Here is a 24,260-nt window from a genome sequence, read left to right on the forward strand (position 1 = left end):
TGTATTCTCCCCCCTTGTAACGAATTCAATTATTCACCAAATTTTTGTTTGATTGTTTCTTTGATCAATGTTACAGCATCGTTAGCAGCTGTCTTAGCATCTTTTTTACCACTTACAGCATCAAAGAGCATAGTTTTAGCTGGATCCCAAACTGCTGACATTTGAGAAATGTTTGGCATTGGTTGAGCGTTCTTGAACTGTTTGATAACAGCTGTTGTCAACTCATCGTTTTTACCTTCAGCGTATGAACGAGCTTCAGTGTTAGCTGGGATTTCGTTAGTTGCATCGTAGAATGCTTTTTGTTGTTCAGTTGAAACAAGGAAGTCTACAAATTTTTGTGCAGCTTCAAGGTTCTTAGTGCTTGATGGGATGATCCAAGCTTTACCACCACCGAATGGTGTGTATTCTTTACCATTTGGAAGAGTTGGAATAGTAGCAACACCGTAGTTTACTTTAGCATCTTTGAATGCTTGAGCTTTCCAAGGACCGTCGATGATAGCAGCTGTTTTACCTTCTTGGAATTGAGTTTGGATCAAGTTTGCAGCACCTTCAGTATCTTGCATACCTTTAGGCCATTTTTCATACCAAGATTTAGCGTAGTTGACACCAGTGATAGAACCGTCGTTTGCAAGACCGATGTCTTTAGCGTCTTTACCGTTTTGTCCGAATACGTAACCACCGTTACCAGCAAGAAGTCCATATGCGTAGTAGAAGTTTGTCCAGTCAGCTAGGAAGGCAGTAGTTTTGCCATCTTCACCAGCGAAAGCGTATTTGCTGTCTTTAGCAAGTTCTTCTAATTCAGCAAAAGTTTTTGGAGCTTCTTTTAGCAAGTCTTTGTTGTAGTACATAACAAGTGACTCGATAACGGCAGGAGCACCGTAAACTTTACCGTCAGCAGCTGTTACAAGAGATTTAGTTTTATCATCTGTTTTAGCGCCGTCGCTCAAAGTAACTTCTGAAAGTTGTCCGTCAGTACCAAGGCTACCTACACGGTCGTATGGAGCCATCATAACGTCAGCAGCTTGACCTGATTGGTTGTCAAGTGAAAGTTTGTCAAGTCCACCAAGTTGGTCACCTGATTTGATGTTAACTTTTGTACCTGATTCTTTTTCATAAGCTGCAGCAACTTTTTCAGCGTAGGCTTTGTATTGGTCTTCAACGTAGAAAGTGATTTCTTTTGCTTCAGATGAGCTAGTATCAGCTGCTTTATCAGCAGTTTTGCTTCCGCAAGCTACCAAAAGTAAGCTAGCAAGAGTAGCAGTTCCGAGCACAGCAGCGCTCTTCATGAATTTAGATGACATAGTGTATTCCTCCTAAAGAATAACAAAAATAATTTAATGAGAAAACGCAAACGTTTTCTTTTACGAACTTAGTATAGCACAAATAGAAAACGGTTGCAAGTTTTTTTAGCAAAAATTTTAAAAAAATTTTAAGGTTTCAAACATTTATTAAAGCCTATATATAGGAAAGAACTTAAAATGTTTGTTTTTTTGAATTGAAAATATATTAGGAAAACGATTGCGTAAATTCGGCTCGGTTTTTCAGAAAATAGAGCAGATATTGGGAATGAATTATCTTAAATCAGAAAATCTATAAAATTTTTTCGCTTATTTCATAAAATATCAGTGGCAACAAGTTTTGTTTGATTAAAATAATTCAAAAAAATTTTTTAAAAACGCTTGCATTTGTTTTTGAAATGCGTTATACTTAAATTAACGCAAACGTTTGCGCCTTGATTGCGCAACGTTTTATAACAAACACATGAGGTGCTATTATGAAAAAACGTCAAAGTGGTGTGTTGATGCACATCTCTTCTCTGCCAGGAGCATACGGGATTGGATCATTTGGCCAAACTGCCTATGATTTCGTCGATTTCTTGGTTCGTACGAAGCAACGTTATTGGCAGATTCTCCCTCTTGGGACAACAAGCTATGGAGATTCTCCATACCAATCATTCTCGGCCTTTGCTGGAAATACGCATTTTATCGACCTTGATATCTTGGTAGAGCAAGGCTTGCTCGAAGCCAGTGATCTTAAAGGTGTTGACTTTGGTAGCGATGCATCTGAAGTTGACTATGCGAAGATTTATTATGCACGTCGTCCGCTTTTAGAAAAAGCAGTTAAACGCTTCTTGGAAGTAGGAGATGTCAAAGATTTTGAGAAGTTCGCTAAAGACAACCAATCATGGCTTGAACTCTTCGCAGAATATATGGCGATTAAAGAGCATTTTGACAATCTTACTTGGACAGAATGGCCAGATGCAGATGCTCGTGCCCGTAAAGCTTCAGCGCTTGAAAGCTACCGTGAGAAATTGGCAGACAAGTTGGTTTACCACCGTGTGACTCAATACTTCTTCTTCCAACAATGGTTGAAATTGAAAGCCTACGCTAACGACAACCACATCGAAATCGTTGGGGACATGCCTATCTACGTAGCGGAAGATTCAAGCGATATGTGGGCAAATCCACATCTCTTTAAGACAGATGCCACTGGTAAAGCAACTTGCATCGCAGGATGTCCACCAGATGAGTTTTCTGCTACTGGTCAGCTTTGGGGGAACCCAATCTATGACTGGGAAGCCATGGACAAAGACGGTTACAAATGGTGGATTGAACGCTTGCGCGAAAGCTTCAAGATCTACGATATCGTTCGTATCGACCACTTCCGCGGTTTCGAATCTTACTGGGAAATTCCTGCTGGTTCCGATACAGCAGCACCTGGTAAATGGGTGAAAGGTCCAGGCTACAAACTCTTTGCAGCCGTTAAGGAAGAGCTTGGTGAGCTAAACATCATCGCAGAAGACCTTGGTTTCATGACAGATGAAGTCATCGAGTTGCGTGAACGTACTGGCTTCCCAGGAATGAAGATTCTTCAATTCGCCTTCAACCCAGAAGATGAAAGTATCGATAGCCCACACTTGGCACCTGCCAACTCTGTTATGTACACAGGAACACACGATAATAACACTGTTCTTGGTTGGTACCGTAATGAAATCGACGATCCAACTCGTGAATACATGGCTCGTTACACGAACCGTAAAGAGTACGAAACAGTGCCACACGCAATGCTTCGCACAGTCTTTTCATCTGTTAGCTTCATGGCTATTGCAACTATGCAAGACTTGCTAGAACTAGATGAGTCAGCTCGTATGAACTTCCCATCTACTCTTGGCGGAAACTGGTCATGGCGTATGACAGCAGACCAACTCACACCAGCTGTTGAAGAAACTTTGCTTGACTTGACTACAATTTATCGCCGAATCAATGAAAATTTGGTAGAATTAAAGAAATAAGACATTATCAGGAGACACATAAACATGTTACCATTAAACGAATTTGTACAAAAACGTTACAATAAAACCATTGCAGAATGTAGCAATGAAGAGCTTTACCTTGCTCTTCTTAACTACAGCAAGCTTGCAAGCAGCCAAAAACCAGTTAACACTGGTAAGAAAAAGGTTTACTACATCTCAGCTGAGTTCTTGATCGGTAAACTCTTGTCAAACAACTTGATTAACCTTGGTCTTTATGACGAAGTTAAAAAAGAGCTTGCAGCTGCAGGTAAAGAGTTGATCGAAATCGAAGAAGTAGAATTGGAACCATCACTTGGTAACGGTGGTTTGGGACGTTTGGCAGCCTGCTTTATCGACTCAATCGCTACACTTGGTTTGAATGGTGACGGTGTTGGATTGAACTACCACTTCGGTCTTTTCCAACAAGTTCTTAAAAACAACCAACAAGAAACAATTCCTAACGCTTGGTTGACAGAGCAAAACTGGTTGGTACGCTCAAGCCGTAGCTACCAAGTGCCATTTGCACACTTCACATTGACATCTACCCTTTATGATATTGATGTACCTGGTTACAAGACAGCTACTAAAAACCGCTTGCGTTTGTTTGACTTGGATTCAGTTGATTCTTCTATCATCGAAGATGGTATCAACTTTGACAAGACAGATATCGCTCGCAACTTGACTCTCTTCCTTTACCCAGACGATAGCGACAAGCAAGGTGAATTGCTCCGTATCTTCCAACAATACTTCATGGTTTCAAACGGTGCGCAATTGATCATCGACGAAGCAATCGAAAAAGGAAGCAACTTGCATGACCTTGCAGACTACGCTGTTGTACAAATCAACGATACTCACCCATCAATGGTGATTCCTGAATTGATCCGTCTCTTGACTGCGCGAGGTATCGAGCTTGATGAAGCAATCTCAATCGTACGAAGCATGACTGCCTACACTAACCACACAATCCTTGCTGAAGCCCTTGAAAAATGGCCTCTTGAATTCTTGGAAGAAGTGGTTCCTCACTTGGTACCAATCATCAAAGAATTGGACCGTCGTGTGAAAGCAGAATACAAAGACCCAGCTGTTCAAATCATTGATGAAAACGACCGTGTACACATGGCTCACATGGATATCCACTATGGATACAGCGTAAACGGGGTGGCAGCACTCCACACTGAGATCTTGAAGAATTCAGAGTTGAAAGCTTTCTACGACATCTACCCAGAAAAATTCAACAACAAAACAAACGGTATCACATTCCGTCGTTGGCTCATGCATGCCAACCCAAGACTATCTCACTACTTGGATGAGATTATTGGAGAGGGATGGCACCATGAAGCAGATGAGCTTGAAAAACTCTTGTCTTACGAAGACAAAGCAGCTGTCAAAGAAAAATTGGAAAGCATCAAGGCTCACAACAAACGTAAATTGGCTCGTCACTTGAAAGATCACCAAGGTGTGGAAATCAATACAAACTCTATCTTTGATATCCAAATCAAACGTCTTCACGAGTACAAACGCCAACAAATGAACGCTTTGTATGTCATCCACAAATACCTTGATATCAAGGCTGGTAACATCCCTGCTCGTCCAATCACAGTCTTCTTTGGTGGTAAAGCAGCTCCTGCCTACACAATCGCCCAAGACATCATTCACTTGATCCTTTGCTTGTCAGAAGTGATTGCAAATGATCCAGAAGTAGCTCCACACTTGCAAGTGGTTATGGTTGAAAACTACAACGTTACTGCAGCAAGCTTCCTTATCCCAGCATGTGATATCTCAGAACAAATCTCACTTGCTTCTAAAGAAGCTTCAGGTACTGGTAACATGAAATTCATGTTGAACGGTGCTTTGACTCTTGGTACTATGGACGGTGCTAACGTGGAAATCGCTGAGTTGGTTGGCGACGAAAACATCTATATCTTTGGTGAAGATTCAGAAACTGTTATCGACCTTTACGCAAAAGCAGCTTACAAATCAAGCGAATTCTATGCTCGTGAAGCTATCAAACCTTTGGTTGACTTCATTGTGAGCGATGCTGTTCTTGCAGTAGGTAAGAAAGAACGCTTGGAACGTCTTTACAACGAATTGATCAACAAAGACTGGTTCATGACTCTCCTTGACTTGGAAGACTACATTAAAGTCAAAGAGCAAATGCTTGCTGACTACGAAGACCGCGACGCATGGTTGGATAAAGTCATCGTTAACATTGCCAAAGCAGGATTCTTCTCATCTGACCGTACAATCGCTCAGTACAACGAAGATATCTGGCACTTGAACTAAGATACAAATTTATACTAATACATTTTGTAAAAAAGCGAGTTTCGATTGAAATTCGCTTTTTTTGAATAATGTTGATTTGAATCAATCTGGTCTAAAAAGAGAGAAATCATAGACGTATTGAAGGTTTAACACTCTCTTTCAACCTCATGCTTCTTCTTAGTTGATTACCTCACATTTCTTGTATCCGCTTACACGAAGTGTTATAATATGATTGCAGGAAAGAAGGTGTTCTTATGTGGAAAAAATATTTTTCAAAATATAAATGGACTGATTTATTTTGGATACTATTTGTGATTTGGTCATGCCTTTATATGGGTAATAGTAGTTCCTTTCCACTGACTCATCAAGAAATCTCTTTTCATGGATGTTGTTATGGGGCATCACTTGCCTCATTTCACTTGCTATTTATTGATAAATTTGTTATTTCGAATCGAAAATAAATGGAGAGGTTAAAATTTTTTCCACTTTTCGGATAGACAGTTGAAAAATCGCGATTTATACCCACACCTCAAGAGGAGGTGCGGGTTTTGTCTTATCTGAAAGTTTTATTTACAGTGCTTTCCCAACCAAAATCTCTGCCTCAATGGTAATCTCTGTCAGTTGACTCCAGTCAATTTTGGTCTGGTCAACATGAAAGAGAAGGGGGGTCATGCTAAGTAAAGCTTGGCGTTGCTCGGCTGTGATGGGTTTGGTTAGGGAAGCTATTTGGCTAGATTGGATGCTGAAGTATTCCTGGAAATGTTCCTTGATATCTTGGTTGGAATAGTCCTTGTTTGTCAGCTGGTCTTGTACCCTTTGACGGATTTCTTTGAGGTGATTTTCAGTCGGGATGACCTTGATCAAGATGCCATCTTTGGATAAAACGCGACGGAATTCCCCATAGTTGGCAGGTGAAAAGATGTCGAGCAGGATATCCATACTGGCGTCTTTTATAGGAAGTCGAGCCAGGTCACCGACAAACCAATTAACTGACCAGTTGAGTTCACTTTTAGCTGCGATTTGGACCGAGTCTTTTGAAATGTCAAAGGCATAGAAGGTTTTATCAGAGTGACTTTCTTGGAGTTTACGAGAGTAGAAACCTTCGCCACAACCGATATCCAAGACTGTTTTTGCGGATGGATTAGTTGTTAGTAAGTCCGAGATACCTTCTAAAATAGCCTGATAAAAACCAGCTTCAAGAATTTGCTGGCGGTTTTGGAAGTTTTCCTTGTCGTAGTTGGCAGATTGCTTGATTTGCGGAGCCAAGTTGACATAGCCGAATTTTGCCAGATCAAAAGAATGGCGGTTGCTACACTTGAGGCTAGACTCTACCAAGGCCAGATTTTCTTGGCAGATAGGGCAGGAAAAGGCAGTCGCAGAAGCAAAACGCTGAAGTTTGGGTTTGAGGTTTGTATTCATAGTTTAAGTGTATCAAAAGAGGCAAATGAAAGCAACTTTAGAAATAAGTAGATGGGAGATTCAGTAGAAATAAAACTAATTCTCCAATTTATAGAATAAAATTGCTTTTATATCTAAATTTCTATATAATAATGATAAGGAGGAAATAAGTATGTTAAAAGAAGTATTAACCGTTGCAAAAGTTGCGAAAAAATCATCACTCTTTTTGGGTGGTGTCGCATTTGGTACCCTTGGTTTGAAAATCTTGGCAAGTAAGGAAGCTAAAAAAGGTTATTCTAAAGCTTTGGCTAAGGCTTACAAGTTGAAAGACGGGCTAGATGCATCTGTTTCTGTTGTGAAACAACATGGAGACGATGTCTTGCAAGATGCCAAATATTTGTACGAGCAAGAGAAAAAAGAAGAGCAATTAGATAGCCTTATAGGAGAATAATATGTCTTTTAAAGTGCTACATAGAGGATACCAACATATCCGACTATCATCTTCTTTTTCACTCACCTTGGATATTCAAGACTATCTTCGTTCCTTGGCGAGAGATGAAAAGGGGATTGAGTCTATCCAGTTTTACATGGATCAACAGCACTTTACTCTACGCATAAAAGAAGGCTTTTCTGTATTAGATAATGCAGAAGCCTTTTTAAAAAGAATTGATAAAGGGAAAGTTTCTGAGTTGATGACTCTTCCCATTCGTAGAGAAGAGAGTGCTTATTCTATTGTTTCAGGTGCAGCGATTAAGCGTGTACTTTTTCGTAGTTTTGTGCCGTATCCTATTCGCTATATATGGACTTGTTATCAGGCTTTGGGTTATATTAGAGAAGCCTATCAAACACTAGCGCGTAAGGAACTAACGATGGAAGTCTTGGACTGTTCGGCGATTTTATTGTCCTTGTTTATGAACCAATCCAAGACAGCTAGCAATATCATGTTTATGCTTGATTTGGGGAATCATTTAGATCAGTGGTCTTTGAAAAAAACTGCAACAGATTTAGAACAAAGCCTTCTTGCAAAAGAGAGCGACGTATTCTTAGTACAGGGCGATACGGTTGTTAGTATCAAGAGTTCCGATGTTCAAATAGGAGATGTCTTGGTCCTATCTCAAGGAAATGAAATTCTGTTTGATGGACAAGTAGTTTCAGGTTTAGGTATGGTCAACGAAAGTTCCTTGACGGGAGAGAGTTTTCCAGTTGAAAAAAGAGAGTCTGATTTGGTTTGTGCAAATACAGTATTAGAAACTGGAGAGTTACGCATTCGTGTAACCGATAATCAGATGAACAGCCGGATTTTACAACTGATTGAGTTAATGAAGAAATCTGAAGAAAACAAGAAAACGAAACAACGCTATTTCATCAAGATGGCGGATAAGGTCGTCAAATATAATTTCTTGGGGGCTGGGCTAACTTACCTATTAACAGGTTCTTTTTCTAAGGCTATTTCTTTCCTATTAGTCGATTTCTCCTGCGCTTTGAAAATCTCTACTCCTGTAGCTTATTTGACAGCTATCAAGGAGGGGTTGAACCGTGAAATGGTGATTAAGGATGGGGATGTTCTGGAGAAATATCTGGAAGTTGATACTTTCTTGTTTGATAAGACGGGAACAATCACAACTAGTTATCCTATAGTTGAAAAGGTGTTACCTTTTGGGGACTATAGTGAGGAAGATATTCTCAGAATCAGTGCCTGTCTTGAGGAACACATTTATCATCCTATTGCTAATGCCATCGTCAAGCAAGCTGAGATAGAGGGAATTGAACATGAGGAAATGCATGGGAAACTCCAATATATTGCAAGCAAGGGGATCAAATCTCATATAGATGGCCAACCAGTTCTTATTGGGAATTATGTCTTGATGCAGGATGAGCAGATTCATATCAGTTCAGAACAAAATGCTTTAATTGAAGAGTACAAGAGTCACTACAATCTCTTATTCTTGGCTTATCAGAATGAATTGATTGGAATGTTCTGCATTCATACTCCTTTGAGAAAAGAAGCAAAAGCAGCCTTGGAGAAACTTAAGGCACAAGGGAAAAAATTGATTCTGGCAACAGGGGACACCTTGGTTAGGACAGAGGAATTAGTCAAAGATTTGCCCTTTGATCAGGTCTATACAGACTTGAAACCTGATGGGAAATTTGAGTTAGTAGAGGAACTGCAGAAAGCAGGTCACACGATTTTGATGGTTGGAGATGGATTGAATGACTCAGCGGCTCTAACCCTATCAGATATCGGTGTGGTGATGAATGAGAGTGCAGATATTTCTAAGCAGATGAGCGATATCTTATTGTTAGATAATCGTTTGGATTTCTTCCAAGAGTTGGATTGGCTATCATCATCTTTGCAAACACTCATCAAGAAGAATATTCAAGATACCGTTGTCGTAAATAGTAGTTTGATTGGCTTTGGCTTGTTTAATTGGCTCAGTCCTTCAAACCTCTCTATCCTACATAATCTAACAACCTTACGCATAGTCCTGCGTAGCCTGTCTATTAAGGGATAGGTGGGGACTATTCACAGCAAAAAGGAGTTACCTTTCTCGAGGGTAACTCCTTTGTTTATAGGTAAATGTTTAACAATTTAGTAAGTCAACACAAAGTATTTCTTCTTCCCGCGGCGGATAACAGTGAGTTCGTTTTCTAACTTATCTGCGTCACTCAAGACATAGTCAAGGTCTTGGATACGGTCGCCGTTGACGTAGATAGCTCCGTTTTGGACGTCTTCACGGGCTTGGCGTTTTGAATTCACCACACCAGATGACACGAGGAGTTCCACGATATTGTGGTTTTCGTCTGCTTTTACTTGGTAGTTTGGCACTCCACGAAGTCCTTGTTTGAGTTCTTTGACAGAAAGGTTTTTGATGTTTCCAGCAAAGAGTTGCTCGGTGATGTTAAGGGCTTCTTTGTAAGCTTCTTCTCCGTGAACAAGAGTCACGACTTCACGAGCGAGGACCTTTTGTGCCAAGCGTTCGTGTGGAGCCGCTTCAAACTCTTTGCGGATGTCTTCAATCTCATCGAGTGACAAGAAGGTAAAGATTTTCAAGAAGCGAACAGCGTCAGCATCCATCACGTTCATCCAGAATTGGTACATTTCGTATGGAGAAGTCTTTTCAGGGTTAAGCCAAACTGCGTTTCCTTCTGACTTACCAAATTTCTTACCAGTTGCGTCTGTGATGAGTGGAACAGTGATCACGTGACCAGTCTTGTCAGCCTTACGACGAAGCAATTCGGTACCAGCTGTCATATTTCCCCACTGGTCAGAACCACCGATTTGCAGGGTAACATTGTGCTCTTGGTTAAGGACGTAGAAGTCATATCCTTGCATGATTTGGTAAGCGAACTCAGTGTAAGAAATTCCAGTTTCAATCCGTTTTTTCACAGATTCCTTACTCATCATGTAGTTGACAGTGAAGTATTTTCCGACATCACGGAGGAAGTCGATGAAGCTGATGCTGCCAAACCAGTCGTAGTTATTGACCATGACAGCTTTGTTTTCACCATTTTCAAAGTCAAGAAAACGAGAAAGTTGTCCTTGGATAGACTTGACCCAGCCATCTACTGTGTCTTTTGTTTGGAGACTACGCTCAGCATCTTTGAAGGACGGATCTCCGATGAGACCTGTAGCACCGCCAACGAGCGCATAAGGTTTGTGACCTGCTAATTGCAAACGACGACTGGTCAAGATTGCGACAAGGTGGCCTAGGTGAAGGCTGTCAGCAGTTGGATCGTAGCCAGTATAATAAGAAACTTGACCTTCTTCTAGGGCTTTGCGCAAAGCTTCTTCATCAGTCGTTTGAAAAATCAAACCACGCTCTTTTAGCTCATCAAAAATGTGCATGTGTCTTTTCTCCTTTATAAAATATTGTTTCTACCTATTGTATCACAAACTTGATTAATAGCCTAGTAGAATAGGGAAGAAAGTGGCTATTTTATTGAAAGTTTCCCTTTTATGGTATAATAGAGAAAGCGAGGACATTCATGAAAGAAAGAATTAATGAATTAAAAACAAAAATGCTGCATTTTTTCCAGCAGCTAATGCAACGAATTGCAAAATGGAAGAAAAGACTAGCAGAAAAACTGGCTAATAAGAAAACCGGTAAAAAGGGGACCTCTTCTAACAAAGTTAGAAGGGCAGGGTCTATTTTTGCTAAGATTTTAAGTGGGTTTAAAATAGTCTTTAATACTCTCTTTATCTTAGGCTTTATCGGTGGACTGTTTGGCGCTGGTGTGGCTATGGGTTATGGAGTCGCTCTATTTGACAAGGCCCAGGTCCCTCAAGCAGAAGAGTTGGTCAAGCAAGTGAAGGATATTGCCTCCATCTCAGAAATCACTTATTCTGACGGCAGTACCATTGCCTCGATCGAGGGCGATTTATTGCGCACTTCAGTCGCTTCAGATGCTATCTCAGACAACCTTAAGAAAGCCATTGTTGCGACAGAGGACGAGCATTTCAATGAGCACAAGGGAGTTGTGCCTAAGGCCGTTATTCGTGCGACCTTGGGAACCTTTGTCGGTCTAGGCTCGTCTAGTGGTGGTTCGACCTTGACCCAGCAGGTCATCAAGCAGCAAGTGGTGGGGGATGCTCCAACTCTAGCTCGTAAGGCTAAAGAGATTATTGATGCTCTAGCTTTAGAACGGGCTATGGGTAAGGATGAGATTTTGACAACCTACCTTAACATAGCTCCTTTTGGTCGCAATCATAAAGGTCAAAATATTGCAGGTGCCCAGCAGGCTGCAGAAGGAATCTTTGGGGTCAATGCTTCGGATTTAACGATCCCTCAAGCTGCCTTTATCGCAGGGTTGCCACAGAGTCCAATCAGTTATTCTCCTTATGAATCTGATGGTAGTATGAAGAGTGATGAGGACATGGCTTTGGGAATTAAGCGTGCCAAGGATGTCCTCTACAATATGTACCGGACAGGGGCTCTAAGTCAGGAAGACTACGATAAGTACAAAGATTATGACTTTAAGAAAGACTTCCTACCATCCGGTAGTGTTAGTGGTACTTCGCGTGACTATCTCTACTATGCAACCTTGGCAGAAGCTACGGACCGCATGTACGACTACCTCATCCAACGAGATAATGTCTCTGCGCAAGAATTAAAGAATGAGTCCATTCAGAAATCCTATCGCGATTTAGCCACTAAGGAAATTGAAAATGGTGGATATAAGATTACGACAACTATCAATAAAAATGTTCATGCTGCGATGCAAAATGCGGTTGCGACCTACGGCTATTTGCTAGATGATTCGACAGGCCAGCCTGAGGTGGGGAATGTCCTCATGGACAATCAAACGGGAGCTATCCTTGGATTTGTTGGTGGTCGTAACTATCAAGAAAATCAGAACAATCACGCTATCGATACCAAGCGTTCTCCAGCTTCAACCACAAAACCTATATTGGCCTATGGTATCGCTATTGACCAAGGTTTGATGGGAAGTGCAAGTATCTTGTCAAACTATCCTACCAACTTCTCAAATGGGAATCCCATCATGTATGTCAATAGTCCTGGTACGGGCATGATGACATTGGGAGAAGCCCTTAACTACTCATGGAATATCCCAGCCTACTGGACGTATCGTACGCTTCGAGAGAAGGGTGTTGATGTCAAAGGCTATATGGAAAAAATGGGTTACGAAATCCCAGAATATGGTATTGAAAGTTTACCGATGGGTGGGGGGATTGACGTTACAGTTGCCCAGCATACCAACGGGTATCAAACTCTGGCCAACAATGGAGTTTACCATAAGAAACATATGATCGCGAAGATCGAGTCAACGGATGGCCGATTGGTATACGAGCACAAGGATGAGCCTGTCCAAGTTTATTCAAAAGCGACAGCAACCATTATGCAAAGTCTCCTTCGGGATGTTATCTCGTCTCGGATTACCTCGAGTTTCCAGACGGACTTGACGACTATCAATCCATCCCTCGCTCGTGCTGACTGGATCGGAAAAACTGGTACGACCAATGAAGATGAAAATATGTGGCTCATGCTTTCTACACCTCGCTTGACTTTGGGTGGCTGGTTAGGTCACGACGACAACCGACCACTAGCCAAAGGAGCAGGTCACTACCGCAATGCCAACTATATGGCCCACTTGGTCAATGCCATTCAGCAAGCTGAACCTGGAATATGGGGGAATGAACGCTTTAATCTGGATCCAAGTGTGACCAAGTCGCAAGTTCTCCGATCTACAGGACAAAAACCAGGCAAGGTTTCCATCAATGGAAAAGAAATAGAAGTTTCTGGATCAACAGTAACGAGCTACTGGGCGACTAAAGAAGGCGCGCCAGTGACCACCTATCGCTTTGCTATTGGAGGAAGCGATGCAGATTATCTGAACGCATGGAAGAATATTCTAGGAAGCATTCCAGCAGTGACTCCTCCAAGCTCAAGTTCAAGCAGTAGCTCTGGAAGTTCAAGTTCGAGTGGCAATACTCAAAGTGGTTCTTCAGGACGTTCACGTCTATTTAATCGTTAAGAAAGAGTAGTAGCAAGGTTAGTAATTTCTCCTTGTTGCTACTTTTTTCTTTGTTGGTTTCGTGTTACAATAATAATATGAATCATTATCAGAAAAAGATTGTTAAGGGAACAGTATACTCGCTACTCTCAGGCCTAATCTGGGGGATTTGTGGGATTTTAGGAGAGTATTTTTTCACTCATTATCCAGTGTCTTCTGGATGGATTACTTCTATGCGTTTACTAGTGGCAGGGAGTTTGGTTTTAGGTTTACCTGCTTTTCAGTTGCGTAGCCGCTTGTTGGACATCTGGCGTGATAAGAAAAATTATCTACCTTTTTTAGCCTATGCTATTCTAGGTATTTTTTCTGTGCAGTTTTTCTTCTATCTCTGCGTTGAGTATTCCAATGCGACGACAGCGACCATTTTGCAATTTATCAGCCCTGTTTTTATCCTGTTTTATAATCGCCTCGTTTACCAGAAGAAGGCTTCGATTACAGCTGTGTTCTATGTTTTGACTGCCATGCTAGGTGTTTTTTTGATGGCTACAAAAGGAGATTTGTCCCAATTATCCATGACTCCTTTGGCTCTAGTGACAGGTTTGCTCAGTGCAGTAGGGGTCATGTTTAATGTTATCCTTCCCCAACGCTTTGCACGGCGCTACGGTTTCATTCCAACTGTTGGTTGGGGGATGATTCTGGCAGGGCTATTTAGTAATTTTCTTTACCCTATTTATCGGATAAGTTTTCAAGTGGATCTGGTAAGTGTGCTGATTTGTCTGACGATTGCCGTGTTTGGTACTGCTTTTGCCTTCTTTCTATCTATGAAGGCCGTGTCACTCGTTTCTCCGCTGGTTGTATCGGTGGTGAGTGCTAGCGAACCGCTCTCTTCAGCTTTATTAAGTGTTCTTTTTTTGGGATTGGTCATGGATGGTTTTTTGGCTTTAGCTATGGTGTTGATTATCGTTCCGATGATTTTCTTATCTGTAGAAGAAGCAAAACAAGCCAGGTAAAGATGATTATTTGATAGTTGAGGCTTCAAATTTGAGGCCTTTTTTGGTAGAATAGGTATCATTATAACGAACTAGGAGGCACCTATGACTGCTACAAAAATGAACGCTCAAGAAATTATCCAATTTATCGCCAATGCTGAAAAGAAAACCAGTGTCAAAGTAACCTTTGAAGGAGAACTTGCAACTGCTGTACCTAGCTCTGTTGTCAAACTAGGAAATGTTTTATTCGGAGACTGGAAGGACGTCGCTCCGCTTCTTGAAGGTTTGGTAGAAAATCAAGATTATGTTGTCGAGCAAGATGCTCGTAATTCTGCAGTTCCTTTGCTAGACAAACGTGCGATCAATGCTCGTATCGAGCCAGGTGCTATTATCCGTGACCAGGTGGAAATTGGTGACAATGCTGTTATCATGATGGGAGCTGTTATCAATATCGGTGCTGAAATCGGTGCTGGAACCATGATTGACATGGGTGCCATCCTTGGAGGTCGTGCTATCGTTGGGAAAAACAGCCACGTTGGTGCAGGAGCAGTTTTGGCGGGTGTGATTGAGCCAGCTAGCGCTGAACCAGTCCGTGTCGGAGACAATGTTCTTATCGGTGCCAATGCAGTGGTTATCGAAGGAGTTCAAATCGGCAGTGGTTCAGTTGTTGCAGCAGGAGCTATCGTTACCCAAGATGTTCCAGAAAATGTGGTAGTAGCAGGTGTTCCGGCTCGTATCATCAAAGAAATTGATGCCCAAACCCAACAAAAAACAGCGCTAGAGGATGCGCTTCGTACCTTGTAATTGTAAAAGTAAAAAAGAGGCGGAACCCTTTTTCCAGCCTCTTTCTTCTATCAAAAGGAGGATCTATAGATGTTAGATTTGATTCAGACTAGACGAGATTTACACCAGATTCCAGAGATTGGCTTGGAGGAATTCAAGACTCAGGCTTATTTGCTGGATGTGATTGAAAAATTGACTACGGGCAAGGATTTTGTTCAAATTCGTACTTGGCGGACAGGTATTCTGGTTTATTTGCAGGGAAGTCAGCCGGAACGCACCATTGGTTGGCGAACAGACATTGATGGCCTGCCTATCGTCGAACAAACAGGTCTATCTTTTGCCTCTCAGCACCAAGGTCGCATGCATGCTTGTGGCCATGATTTTCATATGACCATTGCCTTAGGATGCCTCGAACGCGCCCTTGAGGAGCAACCCAAGAATAATTTGCTCTTCCTATTTCAGCCTGCTGAAGAAAATGAAGCCGGTGGGATGCTTATGTATGAGGATGGTGCTTTTGGAAATTGGTTGCCAGACCAATTTTATGGTCTCCATGTTCGTCCGGATCTGAAGGTTGGACAGATTGCGACCAATACACACACTCTCTTTGCAGGGACCTGTGAGGTGAAGATTCGTTTCAAAGGAAAAGGAGGGCATGCAGCTTTTCCGCATGAAGCCAATGACGCCTTGGTGGCTGCTAGTTACTTTGTAACCCAAGTACAGTCAGTTGTCAGCCGCAATGTCAACCCAATCGAGGGAGCGGTGGTGACCTTTGGCCTTTTCCAAGCTGGAACAACCAACAATGTCATTACAGACACAGCATTTTTACACGGAACCATTCGCGCTTTGACTCAAGACATGAGCCTCTTGGTGCAAAAAAGAGTCAAGACTGTCGCAGAAGGGGTTGCAGCAGCCTTTGATATGGAAGTCGAAGTAGAACTCAAGCAAGGAGGCTACCTACCTGTTGAGAACAATCCAGCCTTGGCGCGTGAACTGATGGACTTTTTTGAAGAGAAAGACGGAATCGAGTTGATTGATATCGAGCCTGCTATGACTGGTGAGGACTTTGGTTATCTCCTTTCGAAGGTAGATGGCGTTATGTTCTGGCTAGGTATCGATAGTCCCTACGCCCTTCATCACCCTCAGATGAGTCCTGAGGAAGAAGCCATAGCCATTGGGGTAGATGTAGTCTCTAGTTTCTTAAAAAAGAAGGCAGCAGAGTAGAGGAATTGTCTATGAAAGCAGAACTACGCAAGAAAATTTTGCAAGAAATGAAGACTCTATCTCAGGAGCAAAAACAGGCTATGGATCGAGTTTTAACTGAACGATTTTTAAAGCATCCCTTTTACCAAGAAGCTAAGGTCATCGCAACCTATCTCTCCTTCCCTCATGAATTTCAAACGCAGGAACTGATTGAGCAGGCGCTGAAGGACGGCAAGAAGGTTTTGATACCCAAAACCTATCCCAAGGGGCGCATGGAGTTTGTGGTCTATAATCCGCAGCAGTTGGCAAAAACTTCCTTTGGTTTACTGGAACCGCAAGGAGACTTGGAAGTGGTGGAACCGTCTCAGATTGATTTAATTCATGTTCCGGGTTTGGCTTTTACAACAGAGGGCTATCGGATCGGATATGGTGGAGGATATTATGACCGCTATCTGGAACATTTTGCTGGGCATACCATGAGTACAATCTATCCTTGTCAAGTTCAGGAGTTTAACTTTGAAAACCATGATATACCCGTCCAGGAGGTGCTAATCTATGAAGGAAATCTTTGATAAACGTTATCCTGTGACTAGCTTCTTCCTCCTAGTAACAGCATTGGTATTTCTCTTGATGTTGGTTTTTACAGGTTTAAATTTTGAACGAGCAGATACCTTGCTTCAGTTTGGAGCCATGTATGGACCGATCATTCGCCTGTTCCCTGAGCAGATTTGGCGCCTTTTTTCGGCTATATTTGTGCATATTGGATGGGAGCATTTCATTGTCAATATGATTTCGCTCTACTTTCTTGGACGACAGGTTGAGGAGATTTTCGGCTCCAAGCAGTTCTTCCTTCTCTATCTCTTATCAGGAATGATGGGGAATCTCTTTGTGTTTGCATTTACACCGAAAGTTGTCGCAGCTGGAGCATCCACTTCTCTCTACGGGTTATTTGCTGCGATTATCGTCCTGCGTTACGCAACTCGCAACCCCTATATTCAGCAGTTGGGGCAATCCTATCTGACACTTTTCGTGATAAATATCATTGGAAGTGTTCTGATTCCAGGAATCAGCCTAGCAGGCCATATCGGAGGTGCAGTAGGCGGTGCCTTTCTAGCAGTCATCTTTCCAGTCAAATGGGAGAGAAGGATGTACAGTACCAGCCAGCGAATCGGAGCAACTGTACTTTTTATCGCACTAGCCATTTTCCTTTGCTATAAGGGAATGACCTATGTGTAGGGGGGATAGTTAAATGCGAGCACCGATTCGGTTGCTAATAAGTCATCTGCAAAGATGGCTTTTTTGTTGCAATCGTCAACAAAAAACAAAGCCCTTATTTAAGAGCTTTGTTTTTCTTCTATTCTCCCTCAGCTAACTCTTTTCCGAGTTGGATGAGGTAGTCTTTCAAGTCGTCTTTGACTTGTGGGTGTTTGAGAGCGTAGTCGATGGATGTTTTCATAAAGCCAAACTTATCTCCGACATCGTAACGAGCTCCTTTGAACTCACGAGCAAATACACGTTGTGTTTTATTGAGGGTGTCGATTGCATCTGTCAGCTGAATTTCATTTCCTGCACCTGGAGCTTGGTTTTCGAGGATTTGGAAAATTTCAGGCGTGAGGAGGTAGCGTCCGATGATAGCAAGGTCGCTAGGAGCATCCTCTGGCGCAGGTTTTTCGACGAAGGTTTCAACGCTGTAAAGACCGTCTTTTCCTTCGCCTTGCGGAGCAATAACCCCATAAGCAGATACTTCGTCATGAGGGACTGGCATAACAGCGATAGTAGACGCGTGGGTACGTTCGTAGTCATCCATGAGTTGTTTGGTAAGTGGAACAGCCTTTTCGTCCGTGATATCCATCAAGTCATCACCAAGCATAACGACAAAAGGTTCATTTCCAACGAAAGCTTTGGCTTGCAAAACAGCATCGCCGAGACCACGTGGATGTGTTTGGCGGATAAAATGCAGGCGCATGCCGGTTGTCTCATCAACCAGCTTCAAAAGATCGGTTTTCCCTTTTTCTTTAAGGTTATATTCCAATTCGAAGTTTGAATCGAAGTGGTCCTCGATGGAACGTTTTGACTTACCAGTAACAACCAAGATGTCTTCGATTCCAGATTTGAGGGCTTCTTCAACGATAAACTGGATAGTTGGCTTGTCTACGATTGGCAACATTTCCTTGGCCAAGGCCTTAGTTGCTGGGAGGAAGCGAGTTCCCAATCCAGCTGCAGGGATGACTGCTTTTCTGACTTTTTGTTTCATGATGTTCCTTTCTATAAGGGTCTACGACCATTCGTTTTCTGCTTTAAATTCATTGCTCATGATGTCAGTGATTGCTTCTTTGATGTTGACACCTTCGTAGATGACTCGGTAAATAGCCTGTGTGATTGGCATGTAGACACCCAATTCCTGAGCCAGCTCGTAAGCTGCTCGAGTTGTTGAAATGCCTTCGATGACCATGCCCATGTTTGCTTCGATGTCTGCGAGGGATTCTCCACGACCGAGAGCATCACCGGCCCTCCAGTTACGAGAGTGGACAGATGTCCCCGTTACGATCAAATCCCCAACTCCAGAAAGCCCGCTATAAGTCAGAGGATTGGCTCCAAGAGCGACCCCTAGACGGGTGATTTCAGCCAAGCCACGGGCAATGATAGCCGCCTTGGCATTGTCGCCAAATCCTAGACCATGTAGTGCTCCAGCGCCAACTGCGATGATGTTTTTGAGAGCACCAGCGGTTTCAACTCCGATAACATCCGTATTAGTATAGAGACGGAAGTAGTGATTGCTAAAGAGATTTTGGACGTACTGGGCAGTTTCAAGATCTTTGGAGGCTGCAGTGATCAAAGTAATATCCCGCACAATCGTTTCCTCAGCATGGCTAGGTCCTGAAACAACAACGACTTCACTACGAAGGTCAGCTGGAATTTCCTCTTCAAGAATAGTTGATAGACGTTTGTGGCTATCTGGTTCCAATCCTTTGGAGGCATGCATGATGACAACCTTGTGATTGAGCACCTTTGCTACTTGTTGGGCAACCAGTCTCGTTACTTTTGTTGGGACTACAAATAAAACAGCATCCACATCCTTGAGTGTTTCTTCCAAGTCATGATAGGCTTTGATTTTTTCGTCGAGTAGGATATCTTTGAAGTAGCGTTTGTTTGTATGTTGGTTATTGATTTCATCAATTTGGTCAGAAATATTTCCCCAAATTCGAACCTCGTGTCCATTGTCGTTTAGGACCTGCGAAAGGGCAGTTCCCCAAGAACCAGGACCCAAGACAGCGATGGTTTGTTTCTTCATCTTTTCCTCCTTGTAAGAGTTCTTCCTTTCATTTTACCATAAAAAGCCTTTTCATGCATCACCTGTAGATGAAAGCGCACTAATTTATAATAAGGAGACTTCTTTGACAAGATGTCTCTTTTTTGCTAGAATAGCATCAATATGAACGAATGAGAAGGAGCTGACGCAGGATGTCGCTCCCTTTATCTATTTTATTAGGAGGAAATATGCTCATTAAAAAAATAAAAACCTATAAATGGCAAGCCTTGGCATCCTTAATGATGACAGGCTTGATGGTTGCGAGTTCGCTCTTGCAACCGCGCTATTTGCAAGAGGTGTTAGAGGCTTTGTTGGCCGGACAAAATGAGGCTATTTATAGTATTGGCGCTTGGTTGATAGGAGTAGCCCTAGTCGGTCTGGTTGCAGGTGGGGTCAATGTAACGCTTGCAGCCTACATTGCTCAAGGAGTGTCTTCGGACCTTCGTGAAGACGCTTTTCGCAAGATCCAGACTTTTTCTTATGCCAATATCGAGCAATTCAATGCGGGTAACCTTGTCGTCCGTATGACCAATGATATCAACCAAATTCAGAACGTGGTGATGATGGCTTTTCAAATTCTTTTCCGTCTCCCTCTTCTCTTTATCGGTTCCTTTATCTTGGCGGTTCACACTCTTCCGTCACTTTGGTGGGTGATTGTCCTCATGGTGCTCCTAATCTTTGCACTAACTGCTATCATGATGGGAATGATGGGGCCACGATTTGCTAAGTTTCAAACCCTTCTTGAACGGATCAATGCTATCGCCAAGGAAAATCTACGTGGTGTGCGCGTGGTCAAATCCTTTGTACAAGAAAAAGCACAATTTGACAAATTTACCGATGTTTCTGATGAACTTCTCGGCCAAAATCTTTATATCGGTTATGCCTTCTCAGTTATAGAACCCGTTATGATGCTAGTCGGCTATGGAGCGGTCTTCCTCTCTATCTGGTTGGTGGCTGGAATGGCTCAGTCAGATCCGTCTGTAGTGGGCTCGATTGCTTCCTTTATCAACTATCTCAGCCAGATTATCTTTACCATCATCATGGTTGGATTTTTAGGGAATTCTGTCAGTCGTGCCATGATTTCCTTGCGTCGTATCCGCGAAATTCTAGATACCGAGCCAGCGATGACCTTTAAAGATCTCCCAGATGAAGAGTTAGAAGGAAGTCTCTCTTTTAAAAATGTGACCTTTACCTATCCCAATGATGACGAGCCTATGCTGAAGAATGTAAGCTTTGATATTGCGCCCGGTCAGATGGTCGGTGTGGTTGGGGCTACTGGAGCAGGGAAGTCTACCTTGGCTCAGTTAATTCCACGACTGTTTGATCCACAGGAGGGATCTATTAAGATTGGTGGCAAGGATATTCGAGACGTCAGCGAGGGAACCTTACGTAAAACAGTTTCCATCGTCTTGCAACGTGCTATTCTCTTTAGCGGGACCATTGCAGATAATCTTCGTCAAGGAAAAGGCAATGCCAGCGTGTCAGAAATGGAACGTGCAGCACGAATTGCTCAAGCCAGCGAATTTATTGGGCGTATGGAAAACAAATTTGAGAGTCAGGTCGAAGAACGTGGCACCAACTTTTCTGGTGGACAAAAGCAACGGATGTCGATTGCCCGTGGGATTGTCAGCAATCCCCGTATCCTGATTTTTGACGATTCGACTTCGGCCTTGGATGCCAAGTCAGAGAGACTCGTGCAGGAAGCTTTGAATAAAGACCTGAAAGGGACGACAACCATTATCATCGCTCAAAAGATTAGTTCAGTCGTCCATGCAGACAAGATTTTGGTCTTGGACCAAGGACGCTTGATTGGAGAAGGACGGCATGCAGACTTGGTAGCTAACAATGCCGTCTACCGCGAAATCTACGAAACACAAAAGGGAAAGGAGGAATAAAATGAAAACCGTTCGATTTTTCTGGAATTATTTTAAAGTTTACAAGTTCTCCTTTGTCATTGTGGTTCTGATGGTTGCAGTTGCGACGATTGCCCAAGCCCTCTTTCCAGTTTTTTCAGGTCAAGCAGTGACGGAGCTCGCTAACCTAGTTCTGGCTTATCAAAATGGAACTTCCGAACTAGCCTGGCAGAGTTTGTCAGCTCTGATGCTGAATTTAGCTCTGGTTGTTCTCGCCCTAGTGGTATCCAGTTTGATTTACATGACCTTGATGACCCGTGTGATTGCTGAGTCAACAAATGAGATGCGTAAGGGCCTCTTTGGCAAACTCTCTCGTTTGACGGTTTCTTTCTTTGACCGCCATCAGGATGGCGACATCCTTTCTCACTTCACGAGTGACTTGGATAACATCCTTCAAGCCTTCAATGAAAGCCTAGTTCAGGTCATGAGCAATATTGCTCTTTACATCGGTTTGATTTTTGTCATGTTTTCAAGAAATGTGACGCTAGCCCTGATAACAGTAGCCAGCACCCCAGTGGCCTTTCTCATGTTGGTTTTCATCGTGAAGATGGCCCGCAAGTACACCAATCTCCAGCAAAAAGAGGTTGGGAAACTCAACGCCTACATGGATGAGAGTATTTCTGGACAGAAAGCTGTTATCGTACAAGGAATTCAAGACGACATCGTAGCAGGCTTTGTGGAGCAAAATGAGCGCGTGCGCAAGGCAACCTTTAAAGGGAGAATGTTCTCAGGCATCCTCTTTCCTGTTATGAATGGGATGAGCTTGGTCAATACGGCCATCGTTATTTTTGCAGGTTCTGCGGTCTTGCTGAACGATCCAAGTATCGAAACAACGACAGCCCTAGGTTTGATCGTCATGTTTACCCAATTTTCTCAGCAGTACTACCAGCCGATTATCCAGGTGGCTGCGAGTTGGGGGAGCCTCCAGTTGGCCTTTACTGGGGCGGATCGTATCCAAGAAATGTTCGATGCAGAAGAAGAGATTCGTCCGCAAAATGCGCCTGCCTTTACGGAATTGCGAGAAGGTGTTGAAATCAGTCACATTGATTTCTCTTATGTGCCAGACAAGCCGATTTTAAAAGATGTTAGCATTTCAGCTCCTAAGGGGCAGATGATAGCAGTTGTAGGCCCGACTGGTTCGGGGAAAACAACCATCATGAACCTCATCAATCGTTTCTACGATGTGGATGCAGGTAGCATTTCTTTTGATGGCAAAGACATTCGTGACTACGACTTGGACAGCCTGCGGAGCAAGGTCGGGATTGTCTTGCAGGATTCGGTCTTGTTTAGTGGAACGATTCGGGATAATATCCGCTTCGGTGTGCCAGATGCTAGTCAGGAGATGGTAGAAGCAGCTGCTAAGGCTACGCATATCCATGAATATATCGAAAGTCTACCAGATAAGTACGATACTCTGATTAATGATGACCAGAGCGTCTTCTCAACCGGTCAGAAGCAGTTGATTTCCATCGCTCGAACCTTAATGACGGATCCCCAGGTCTTAATCTTGGATGAGGCAACATCAAACGTGGATACTGTAACAGAGAGCAAGATTCAAAATGCTATGGAGGCAATTGTGGCAGGAAGAACGAGCTTTGTGATTGCCCATCGCTTGAAAACTATTCTCAATGCCGATCAGATTATTGTCCTTAAGGATGGTGAGGTTATCGAACAAGGAAATCATCACGAATTACTCAAGCTTGGAGGCTTTTACTCCGAACTGTACCATAATCAATTTGTCTTTGAATAAGCAAAAAAGTTGTCCTAATTTTGGGCAACTTTTTCTGATAAAAAAATTTTATCACGGACTTAAAAAATACATATTAGACAGGAGTGGGTAAGGGTGATAAGATAAGATTATCAATGGAGAACGAAAGGAAGTCAGTAATGGTAAGAACAGTTGTTGGAGTAGCGGCAAACCTATGTCCTGTAGACGCAGAAGGAAAAAACATCCACTCATCTGTATCCTGTAAATTTGCTGAAAGTATTCGTCAGGTTGGCGGACTTCCTTTGGTCATTCCGGTTGGTGATGAGACACTTGTCCATGACTATGTAGAAATGATTGATAAGCTCATCTTGACTGGGGGACAAAATGTTCATCCTCAGTTTTATGGTGAGGAAAAAACAATTGATAGCGACGACTATAACCTAGCTCGCGACGAGTTTGAGCTAGCTCTTCTACAAGAAGCCTTGCGTCAGAACAAACCAATCTTAGCCATTTGCCGTGGCGTTCAGCTTGTCAACGTTGCTTTTGGTGGGACACTCAATCAGGATATTGAAGGTCATTGGCAAGGTCTACCTTTTGGGACTTCACATTCTATTGAGACAGTGGATGGCAGTGTAGTGTCTAAATTATTTGGTAAAGAAAGTCAGGTTAACTCAGTACATCGTCAGAGTATTAAAGACTTGGCACCCAATTTCCGCGTGACGGCTGTGGATCCACGTGATCAAACTGTTGAAGCAATCGAATCTATTGATGAGCACCGTATTATTGGTCTCCAGTGGCATCCAGAATTTTTGGTCAATGAAGAAGATGGCAACTTAGAATTATTTGAGTATTTATTGAATGAATTATAACGACTGGAAACCTAGTCGTTTTTTTGTCTTATTTCGTTCAAATTTTAATATTGTAACATTTT

19 protein-coding genes are annotated in these 24,260 nt (G+C 42.6%); 14 read left to right on the plus strand and 5 right to left on the minus strand.

All coding sequences use genetic code 11. From position 1 onward, the window contains the following. Positions 1-29: 29 nt before the first annotated feature. Positions 30-1,301: an extracellular solute-binding protein gene (locus tag A6J84_RS08310; protein WP_000095461.1), complete on the minus strand. Its 1,272-nt coding sequence runs from the start codon at positions 1,299-1,301 to the stop codon at positions 30-32. A gap of 473 nt (positions 1,302-1,774) precedes the next feature. Between A6J84_RS08310 and malQ the strand changes: the two genes are divergently transcribed. The 3 genes from malQ to A6J84_RS10335 all read left to right on the plus strand — a co-directional run bounded on the left by malQ (position 1,775) and on the right by A6J84_RS10335 (position 6,015). Next, positions 1,775-3,292, plus strand: a complete 1,518-nt coding sequence (gene malQ / locus A6J84_RS08315) for a 4-alpha-glucanotransferase (RefSeq protein WP_095726396.1) — start codon at positions 1,775-1,777, stop codon at positions 3,290-3,292. A 24-nt stretch (positions 3,293-3,316) separates the two neighbouring features. Further along, positions 3,317-5,575: a glycogen/starch/alpha-glucan family phosphorylase gene (glgP, locus tag A6J84_RS08320; RefSeq protein ID WP_049478974.1), complete on the plus strand. Its 2,259-nt coding sequence runs from the start codon at positions 3,317-3,319 to the stop codon at positions 5,573-5,575. A 233-nt stretch (positions 5,576-5,808) separates the two neighbouring features. Continuing rightward, on the plus strand, positions 5,809-6,015 hold the full coding sequence (locus A6J84_RS10335; RefSeq protein ID WP_033587430.1) for a hypothetical protein: 207 nt from the start codon (positions 5,809-5,811) through the stop codon (positions 6,013-6,015). Positions 6,016-6,124: 109 nt separating this feature from the next. Here the strand turns inward: A6J84_RS10335 and A6J84_RS08330 are convergent, their stop codons facing one another. Beyond that, positions 6,125-6,973 (minus strand): putative RNA methyltransferase, encoded by an 849-nt coding sequence (locus A6J84_RS08330; protein ID WP_001095532.1) that lies wholly within the window; start codon positions 6,971-6,973, stop codon positions 6,125-6,127. A gap of 151 nt (positions 6,974-7,124) precedes the next feature. On the opposite strand from A6J84_RS08330, the gene A6J84_RS08335 reads away from it, so the two are divergent. Together A6J84_RS08335 and A6J84_RS08340 are read left to right on the plus strand one after the other, a co-directional pair. Continuing rightward, a complete protein-coding gene (locus A6J84_RS08335) occupies positions 7,125-7,403 on the plus strand; it encodes a DUF6110 family protein (protein ID WP_000910910.1) in 279 nt (92 codons plus the stop codon). A 1-nt stretch (position 7,404) separates the two neighbouring features. Further along, positions 7,405-9,465, plus strand: coding sequence for a heavy metal translocating P-type ATPase (locus A6J84_RS08340; RefSeq protein ID WP_000008775.1), 2,061 nt, complete (start codon positions 7,405-7,407; stop codon positions 9,463-9,465). A 77-nt stretch (positions 9,466-9,542) separates the two neighbouring features. Here A6J84_RS08340 and tyrS read toward each other — a convergent pair whose 3' ends face one another. Continuing rightward, complete coding sequence (tyrS, locus tag A6J84_RS08345; protein WP_095726397.1) at positions 9,543-10,799, minus strand: tyrosine--tRNA ligase; 1,257 nt, start codon at positions 10,797-10,799, stop codon at positions 9,543-9,545. Positions 10,800-10,939: 140 nt separating this feature from the next. On the opposite strand from tyrS, the gene pbp1b reads away from it, so the two are divergent. The 6 genes from pbp1b to A6J84_RS08375 all read left to right on the plus strand — a co-directional run bounded on the left by pbp1b (position 10,940) and on the right by A6J84_RS08375 (position 17,634). Further along, positions 10,940-13,447, plus strand: coding sequence for a penicillin-binding protein PBP1B (pbp1b, locus tag A6J84_RS08350; protein WP_095726398.1), 2,508 nt, complete (start codon positions 10,940-10,942; stop codon positions 13,445-13,447). Between the two features lie 77 nt (positions 13,448-13,524). After that, positions 13,525-14,436 carry a DMT family transporter gene (locus A6J84_RS08355; RefSeq protein WP_095726399.1) on the plus strand — a complete coding sequence of 304 codons (912 nt, stop codon included), beginning with the start codon at positions 13,525-13,527 and terminating at the stop codon, positions 14,434-14,436. An 84-nt stretch (positions 14,437-14,520) separates the two neighbouring features. Further along, positions 14,521-15,219 carry a 2,3,4,5-tetrahydropyridine-2,6-dicarboxylate N-acetyltransferase gene (gene dapD / locus A6J84_RS08360; protein WP_000127447.1) on the plus strand — a complete coding sequence of 233 codons (699 nt, stop codon included), beginning with the start codon at positions 14,521-14,523 and terminating at the stop codon, positions 15,217-15,219. Positions 15,220-15,288: 69 nt separating this feature from the next. Beyond that, on the plus strand, positions 15,289-16,419 hold the full coding sequence (locus A6J84_RS08365; protein ID WP_033585440.1) for an N-acetyldiaminopimelate deacetylase: 1,131 nt from the start codon (positions 15,289-15,291) through the stop codon (positions 16,417-16,419). Positions 16,420-16,430: 11 nt separating this feature from the next. Continuing rightward, positions 16,431-16,970 (plus strand): 5-formyltetrahydrofolate cyclo-ligase, encoded by a 540-nt coding sequence (locus A6J84_RS08370; protein ID WP_000642762.1) that lies wholly within the window; start codon positions 16,431-16,433, stop codon positions 16,968-16,970. After that, positions 16,954-17,634: a rhomboid family intramembrane serine protease gene (locus tag A6J84_RS08375; RefSeq protein WP_000658470.1), complete on the plus strand. Its 681-nt coding sequence runs from the start codon at positions 16,954-16,956 to the stop codon at positions 17,632-17,634. Before A6J84_RS08370 ends, A6J84_RS08375 begins: the two co-directional genes overlap by 17 nt. Positions 17,635-17,752: 118 nt before the next feature. Here A6J84_RS08375 and galU read toward each other — a convergent pair whose 3' ends face one another. Beyond that, the gene (galU, locus tag A6J84_RS08380) at positions 17,753-18,652 is read right to left on the minus strand and encodes a UTP--glucose-1-phosphate uridylyltransferase GalU (protein ID WP_000811022.1); all 900 of its coding nucleotides are present in this window, start codon (positions 18,650-18,652) and stop codon (positions 17,753-17,755) included. A gap of 21 nt (positions 18,653-18,673) precedes the next feature. Further along, positions 18,674-19,690 (minus strand): NAD(P)H-dependent glycerol-3-phosphate dehydrogenase, encoded by a 1,017-nt coding sequence (locus A6J84_RS08385; RefSeq protein ID WP_000745029.1) that lies wholly within the window; start codon positions 19,688-19,690, stop codon positions 18,674-18,676. Between the two features lie 206 nt (positions 19,691-19,896). Between A6J84_RS08385 and A6J84_RS08390 the strand changes: the two genes are divergently transcribed. From A6J84_RS08390 to A6J84_RS08400, 3 genes are all read left to right on the plus strand, one after another. Continuing rightward, a complete protein-coding gene (locus tag A6J84_RS08390) occupies positions 19,897-21,603 on the plus strand; it encodes an ABC transporter ATP-binding protein (protein ID WP_095726400.1) in 1,707 nt (568 codons plus the stop codon). Between the two features lies 1 nt (position 21,604). Next, positions 21,605-23,371, plus strand: a complete 1,767-nt coding sequence (locus A6J84_RS08395; protein ID WP_084943961.1) for an ABC transporter ATP-binding protein — start codon at positions 21,605-21,607, stop codon at positions 23,369-23,371. Between the two features lie 137 nt (positions 23,372-23,508). Then, complete coding sequence (locus A6J84_RS08400; RefSeq protein ID WP_049529724.1) at positions 23,509-24,198, plus strand: gamma-glutamyl-gamma-aminobutyrate hydrolase family protein; 690 nt, start codon at positions 23,509-23,511, stop codon at positions 24,196-24,198. Positions 24,199-24,260 lie beyond the last annotated feature (62 nt).

The sequence above is a fragment of the Streptococcus sp. FDAARGOS_256 genome (assembly GCF_002289235.2).
In the GTDB taxonomy this organism is placed as follows: Bacteria; Bacillota; Bacilli; order Lactobacillales; family Streptococcaceae; genus Streptococcus.